Source organism: uncultured Kiloniella sp. (genome assembly GCF_937128705.1).
Taxonomy (GTDB): domain Bacteria; phylum Pseudomonadota; class Alphaproteobacteria; order Kiloniellales; family Kiloniellaceae; genus Kiloniella.
The window spans coordinates 1-5,504 of record NZ_CAKZMP010000305.1 but is presented as its reverse complement, the minus strand read 5'-3'; the positions used below and the strand labels follow the sequence as shown (position 1 = coordinate 5,504).

The window sequence follows — 5,504 nt, the reverse complement described above, 5'->3', positions numbered from 1 at the left end:
AAGAAGATACGGTTTATGACCAACGCGACGCTGAAGGCTTTATCAAGCTTAATGCTTTGCGGTTGAAGCTACTGAATAAGCAAAGATAATTTCTTTGTAAATTTCGAATAAAAAAGCCCTGCAATCGCGGGGCTTTTTGTTTTAGGGGGAGATGTTTTGAAAAACGACTGGAATACTGATCAATATCTTCAGTTTGAGGATCTTAGGACTCGTCCTGCGTATGAGTTACTGAACAGGGTAAGTATTGATAAGCCTGAGACGGTTGTTGATCTTGGCTGTGGTCCCGGCAATTCGACAGAGCTTTTGAAGAGAAAGTTCCCATCAGCAGCTATTCTTGGGGTGGATTCTTCGCCGAAAATGCTGGAGGAGGCAAAAAAGAGATTACCTGACGCAGAGTTCGCCCTTGATAATATTGCAATGTGGCACCCGCAGGAAAAAGCAGACGTTATTTTTGCCAATGCTTCGCTTCAGTGGGTAACTGGGCATAGCGATTTGTTTCCTCGTTTGATGCAGTGCCTTAAGCCGGGCGGTATCCTTGCCGTTCAAATGCCGGATAACCTATCCGAGCCAACTCATGCTTTGATGAGAGAGGTTGCGTCAGAAGGGCCATGGACAGAGATGCTCTCAGAAGCGGTGAAATCGCGCGAAACTATTGGCAGTTGTGCGGATTATTATAATTGGGTGACGGATCAATCTGATGTGATTGATATATGGCGGACCAGTTATGAGCATGTTTTGGTTGATGCGGAGGGCATTGTGGATTGGTTCAAATCAACAGGTCTCAGGCCTTTCCTGGGCCCTCTAAATGATCAGGAACGGACTGCATATCTGGAACAGTATTTAGGCAAGATTAAACAGGTTTATAAGCCGTTGAAGGATGGCCGCGTTCTACTGACATTTCCGCGATTATTTGTCGTTGCCCAAAAGAAAATTTGATAAGCTATCTTAACCCCATGGCTTAATCCCATGCCTTCACCGCAAAGCTGCTAGGCGGAGGATCGTGTAGATTGTCATTGCCCCCGGGCGAGATTCACGTTAGTGAAGGCGCCATTCTTATGATGAGAGATTGATATGAGCGACGAGAAGAAAAAAACTGACGACCCGATTGCGATTTTTATCCTCGGGGAACTCTACGGGGCTGAGAATGCCGTTAGCCCGGATGCTCTTGCGCGCGCTTATTACAAGCCTCGTGCAAAGAAAGAAGATCGCCCGGATGCCTGGCGCAAATATTTACCTGCTGTTCGTCAGCAGGCTTTGCACTTGGCACGCACAGGCCGGATCAACATTATTCGCAAAGGCGAAGTGGCTGACCCGAAGGCACCGATCAAAGGATTGTTCAAGCTTGTGATTGCTTAAGGGCAAGCATTAGAATGATGCCCTTGGATTTCTTTTAGCGCCAACGACGATAATAAGAAAAAGCCCGGAACTGAAATTCAGTGCCGGGCTTTTTTTATGGCTAATTCGATAGCGAAATCTTAGAGAAGATTTGGTTCTTTTAGTCCGTTTTGGCGACTTGCAGCAGTCAGTGTGTTGGCAAGAAGACAAGCAATTGTCATCGGGCCTACGCCACCTGGAACCGGGGTAATTGCACCAGCGTGTTCCATTGCTTCTGCTGTTGCGACATCGCCGACCAGTTTATTTTTGCCATCAACTTCAATGCGATTGATCCCAACGTCGATAACGGTTGCCCCCGGTTTAATCCAGTCGCCTTTAACCATTTCAGGGCGTCCAACAGCGGCAACTACAATATCAGCCTGACGCACAACGTCTGGAAGATCTTTGGTGCGGCTGTGCGCGATGGTCACGGTACAGCTTTCTTGTAGCAGAAGTTGGGCCATTGGTTTGCCGACAATGTTAGAACGACCAACAACAACGGCTGTTTTGCCAGAAAGATCACCAAGATGATCTTTTAGTAACATGATAGAACCAAGCGGGGTACAAGGGATCATTGGTGCGCTTGCGCCACGTGCGCCTGTTGCCAAACGACCAGAATTAATCACGTGGAAGCCATCAACGTCTTTGTTTGGATCAATGGCATTAATAATGGCATGATCATCAATATGATCGGGAACAGGTAACTGAACAAGGATACCGTGAACAGCAGGATCGTTGTTGAGCTCTTCAACTTTCGCCAAAAGCTCTTCCTGAGTAGTTTCAACGGACATCTTGTGTTCGTAAGAATTCATGCCGGCTTCAAGGGTCTGTTTGCCTTTACTGCGCACGTAAACCTGGCTGGCAGGGTCTTCACCAACCAGAACAACGGCAAGACCAGGTGTTAGTCCATGATCGCTTTTCAGGCGGGTAACTTCTTCTGCAATACGGCCACGAAGGGTAGCGGAAAACTTTTTACCGTCAATAATTGTCGCAGTGGACATCATAGGTCTCCTTGATTGATCCCAGTGCCAATTGACATCGGGGTCGATTGATCTCAATGTCAATTGGTCAGTATCATAAGCCCAACAAAATTCCGCCTGAGGCGATGTAAAGTATGGGGAATCTCGACTTCTGTTTTCGTGGTTTTATGGCTTTCGGTCTGGCGATGCAATGACTTATCGCAAGGCAGGATGGGCTTTCTGTTTTGAATCGTGAATTGATTGATCGGATAATCCGGTTAAAGCTCGTCAGAGCTCAGAATTTCAACGCCTGATTCCCGCATGTGAGTCATCGCTTTAGCCAATGATCCATCCAGATCAATTGCTCGACAGGCGTCGGCAATCACAAAGGTTTCTAACCCCTGTTTAACGGCGTCTATTGCCGAGTAATACACACAAAAATCCGTTGCAAGGCCGCAAAGGAAGACGCGCGTGATTTCGCGTTCTTTCAAATATCCGCTGAGGCCGGTTGAGGTACTTTTGTCATTTTCGTAAAAGGCGGAATAGGAATCGATTTCTTTCCGAAAGCCCTTGCGCAGGATCAGCTCCAGTGCATTTTTATTGAGATCTTTATGCAGAGTTGATCCGTCTTCCCCTTGAACACAATGATCCGGCCAAAGAACCTGTTGACCATAGCTAAGCTCGATTATTCCATAAGGGGTCTGATTTTTGTGGGATGAAGCAAAAGATAAATGTCCCTCGGGGTGCCAGTCTTGTGTAGCAAGTGCGTGGGGAAAGCGGTCAATCAGTTTGTTCACAACGGGGACAATGGCTTCACCTTCTGGTACCGCCAAAGCCCCACCCGTGCAAAAATCGTTTTGCACATCAATGATCAAGAGGGCATCGCGGCTGCTCAAACTGAGAGAATGGGACATAACGCGATACCTTCTTTGTTGAAAAGCCAGATTTAAGCTGTTTTACGCAAAACTGATGCGGAGGTTAATGAGCACATTTTGTAGGAATATGATGACCAGTAAAAGTACGATTGGGGACAGGTCCATGCCGCCGATATTGGGAATGATACTTCTGATTGGCCGAAGCGCAGGCTCTGTCAAACGCCAGAGAAACTCCCCAACCATACTGACAAACTGGTTGTGGGTGTTGATCACGTTGAAAGCAACGAGCCAGCTTAGAATTGCCGAAAGGATAACAGCCCATTTGAATAGATCGAGCGCAATCACGAGTACAGTAATCAAAGGCCCTAGAATAATATCCATTGTAAACACATCTCAACTGGTTGGGAGGTTGCAGGCAATAATAAATTAAGAACAGCCTACATACCTGCTTCTTTATATTCAAGCAAAGCAATTACCCAAGGCAATTACCTAATAAGTTATCTGGGTGTTTTTGTCTGCTTAAACATGACGTCTCTTCGAAGCTAAATAGGACGCGGAAAGCTAAATTACAAGCTGATACTTATCTCTCAATGTATGTTTAGAACCTTTGTTGATTGGGGATGTGTGGAACGATGATAATGGTTTAATTATCATCGTTCTGATCAATTTTCAGTGGTGCCGGACAGAGTATTTGCTTCTGGCTATTTGCTTGGGTAAGCTTTTGATGGGTGTGGTGCAATCTTGTTTGATTTATCAAAGGATTAGTAATGTCTGTTATGGGGCAGGACCGTTCGCTAGAAAGCGTCAGAAAAGCACTTTCGCATCTCCACGAAAAACTTGGTTTGGATTTCTCTTTTCAACTTTGGGATGGGTCTCTTGTTCCGCCTTCTGATGCTGAAAAAAATAACCTCCGTCTGGCGCTGACGGACAGAACGGTCTTAACCAAACTACTCAGGCGGCCAAAACTTAAGACGGTTATTGATCTCTATCTTTCAGGTGGGCTGGATATTCGTGGCGGCACGCTTTTTGATCTGGCCGAACGTCGCCCCAAAGGCAAAACCAAGAAGCTGGTCAAAAGCCTGAATAAAAGCCTTCTACTACGGAATCTCTTTCCGCTTCTCTTTGCACGCACGGATCAACAGAACGTTCAACTGGACGGTCAAGGCGAGACGTCGGGCCGGGGTAGCAAGCAGGACGACATTGCTTATCACTATGACGTGTCCAATAGGTTTTATGAGCTCTTTCTTGATCCCGAGATGGTTTATACCTGTGGCTATTTCACGGACTGGGCTAATGATCTTGCACAGGCACAGCGCGACAAGCTGGATATGATCTGTCGCAAGCTACGCCTGAAACCCGGGGATCGCTTGCTGGATATCGGGTGTGGATGGGGCGCGTTGATCTGCCATGCCGCTGAGCATTATGGCGTTACCGCTGTCGGAGTTACTCTGTCTGAAGAACAGTTGGCTCTTGCAGAGCAACGGATTAAAGAGAGAGGCCTTGCGGACAAAGTGTCGGTTGAACTTAAGGACTTTCGCTTGCTTGAAGGCACTTTTGATAAGATTTCATCCATCGGTATGTTTGAACATGTGGGCATAGAAAATCACCGCGAGTACTATCTGACGGTTAATCGTCTGTTGGAACCGCGCGGGATTTATCTGCATCACGCTATTACCCGCAGAGGCAAAACCAGCGATGCGAAGTTTAACCGAAAACGCCCGGAATATAACTCTATGCTCAAATATATTTTTCCAGGCGCCGAAGTTGACCATATCGGCATGACCGCCAAAAACCTTGAGGCGCACGGCTTTGAAGTCCATGACGTCGAAGCGTGGCGTGAACATTACGCCAGAACCACGGAACTGTGGGCGCTCCGCTTAATCGAGAGAAAAGAAGAAGCAATTGCGGAAGCTGGCGAAGAACGCTACCGCCTCTGGGTACTCTATCTCACGGGTGTGTCACTAGCCTTCACACGGGGGACACTGAATATTTTCCAGACCGTCGCCACCAAAAGAACTAAAGGACTTTCCGGCATGCCGCCAACACGATCTGATCTTTATCTCTAGGGATTAACTTTACAAATAATATATTATTTATAGGCTTTGGTTATGTCAGATAGCTCTTTCTATCGGTTGAGTTTAGAGGGGAAAAAAGTTGAATTATCTTATCTAGAGCTTCATTCAATCAGAAAAGATATTTTATTGTATTTTGATCAAAATGTTGGAGAAGCACTGGATCCATATTTGCCTTTTGACGTCTTTAAACAAGAATACTGGAAGTACCTCTCCATTGATTT

Annotated in this window: 7 protein-coding genes; 4 read left to right on the top strand and 3 right to left on the bottom strand. The window is 46.4% G+C overall.

Going from position 1 to position 5,504, the window contains the following annotated elements; genetic code table 11:
* Positions 1-156: 156 nt before the first annotated feature.
* The gene (tam, locus tag Q0241_RS15205; RefSeq protein WP_299378974.1) at positions 157-936 is read left to right on the top strand and encodes a trans-aconitate 2-methyltransferase; all 780 of its coding nucleotides are present in this window, start codon (positions 157-159) and stop codon (positions 934-936) included.
* Between the two features lie 135 nt (positions 937-1,071).
* Positions 1,072-1,356, top strand: coding sequence for a DUF3253 domain-containing protein (locus Q0241_RS15200; protein WP_085901731.1), 285 nt, complete (start codon positions 1,072-1,074; stop codon positions 1,354-1,356).
* A gap of 119 nt (positions 1,357-1,475) precedes the next feature.
* Here Q0241_RS15200 and folD read toward each other — a convergent pair whose 3' ends face one another.
* The 3 genes from folD to Q0241_RS15185 form a co-directional block, all read right to left on the bottom strand.
* On the bottom strand, positions 1,476-2,375 hold the full coding sequence (gene folD, locus Q0241_RS15195; RefSeq protein WP_299378971.1) for a bifunctional methylenetetrahydrofolate dehydrogenase/methenyltetrahydrofolate cyclohydrolase FolD: 900 nt from the start codon (positions 2,373-2,375) through the stop codon (positions 1,476-1,478).
* Positions 2,376-2,611: 236 nt separating this feature from the next.
* On the bottom strand, positions 2,612-3,247 hold the full coding sequence (gene pncA, locus Q0241_RS15190; protein WP_299378969.1) for a bifunctional nicotinamidase/pyrazinamidase: 636 nt from the start codon (positions 3,245-3,247) through the stop codon (positions 2,612-2,614).
* A gap of 42 nt (positions 3,248-3,289) precedes the next feature.
* Positions 3,290-3,589, bottom strand: a complete 300-nt coding sequence (locus Q0241_RS15185; protein WP_299378967.1) for a YggT family protein — start codon at positions 3,587-3,589, stop codon at positions 3,290-3,292.
* A gap of 386 nt (positions 3,590-3,975) precedes the next feature.
* Between Q0241_RS15185 and Q0241_RS15180 the strand changes: the two genes are divergently transcribed.
* Complete coding sequence (locus tag Q0241_RS15180) at positions 3,976-5,274, top strand: cyclopropane-fatty-acyl-phospholipid synthase family protein (protein ID WP_299378965.1); 1,299 nt, start codon at positions 3,976-3,978, stop codon at positions 5,272-5,274.
* 42 nt (positions 5,275-5,316) lie between these two features.
* On the top strand, positions 5,317-5,504 hold a 188-nt coding region (locus tag Q0241_RS15175; protein ID WP_299378963.1), incomplete at its 3' end, for a hypothetical protein.

Excerpts from the sequence above, each read along its gene's own strand:
- Q0241_RS15200 (WP_085901731.1), top strand. The coding sequence starts at position 1,072 with ATGAGCGACGAGAAGAAAAAAACTGACGACCCGATTGCGATTTTTATC.
- folD (WP_299378971.1), bottom strand. The coding sequence starts at position 2,375 with ATGTCCACTGCGACAATTATTGACGGTAAAAAGTTTTCCGCTACCCTT.
- pncA (WP_299378969.1), bottom strand. The coding sequence starts at position 3,247 with ATGTCCCATTCTCTCAGTTTGAGCAGCCGCGATGCCCTCTTGATCATT.
- Q0241_RS15185 (WP_299378967.1), bottom strand. The coding sequence starts at position 3,589 with ATGGATATTATTCTAGGGCCTTTGATTACTGTACTCGTGATTGCGCTC.
- Q0241_RS15180 (WP_299378965.1), top strand. The coding sequence starts at position 3,976 with ATGTCTGTTATGGGGCAGGACCGTTCGCTAGAAAGCGTCAGAAAAGCA.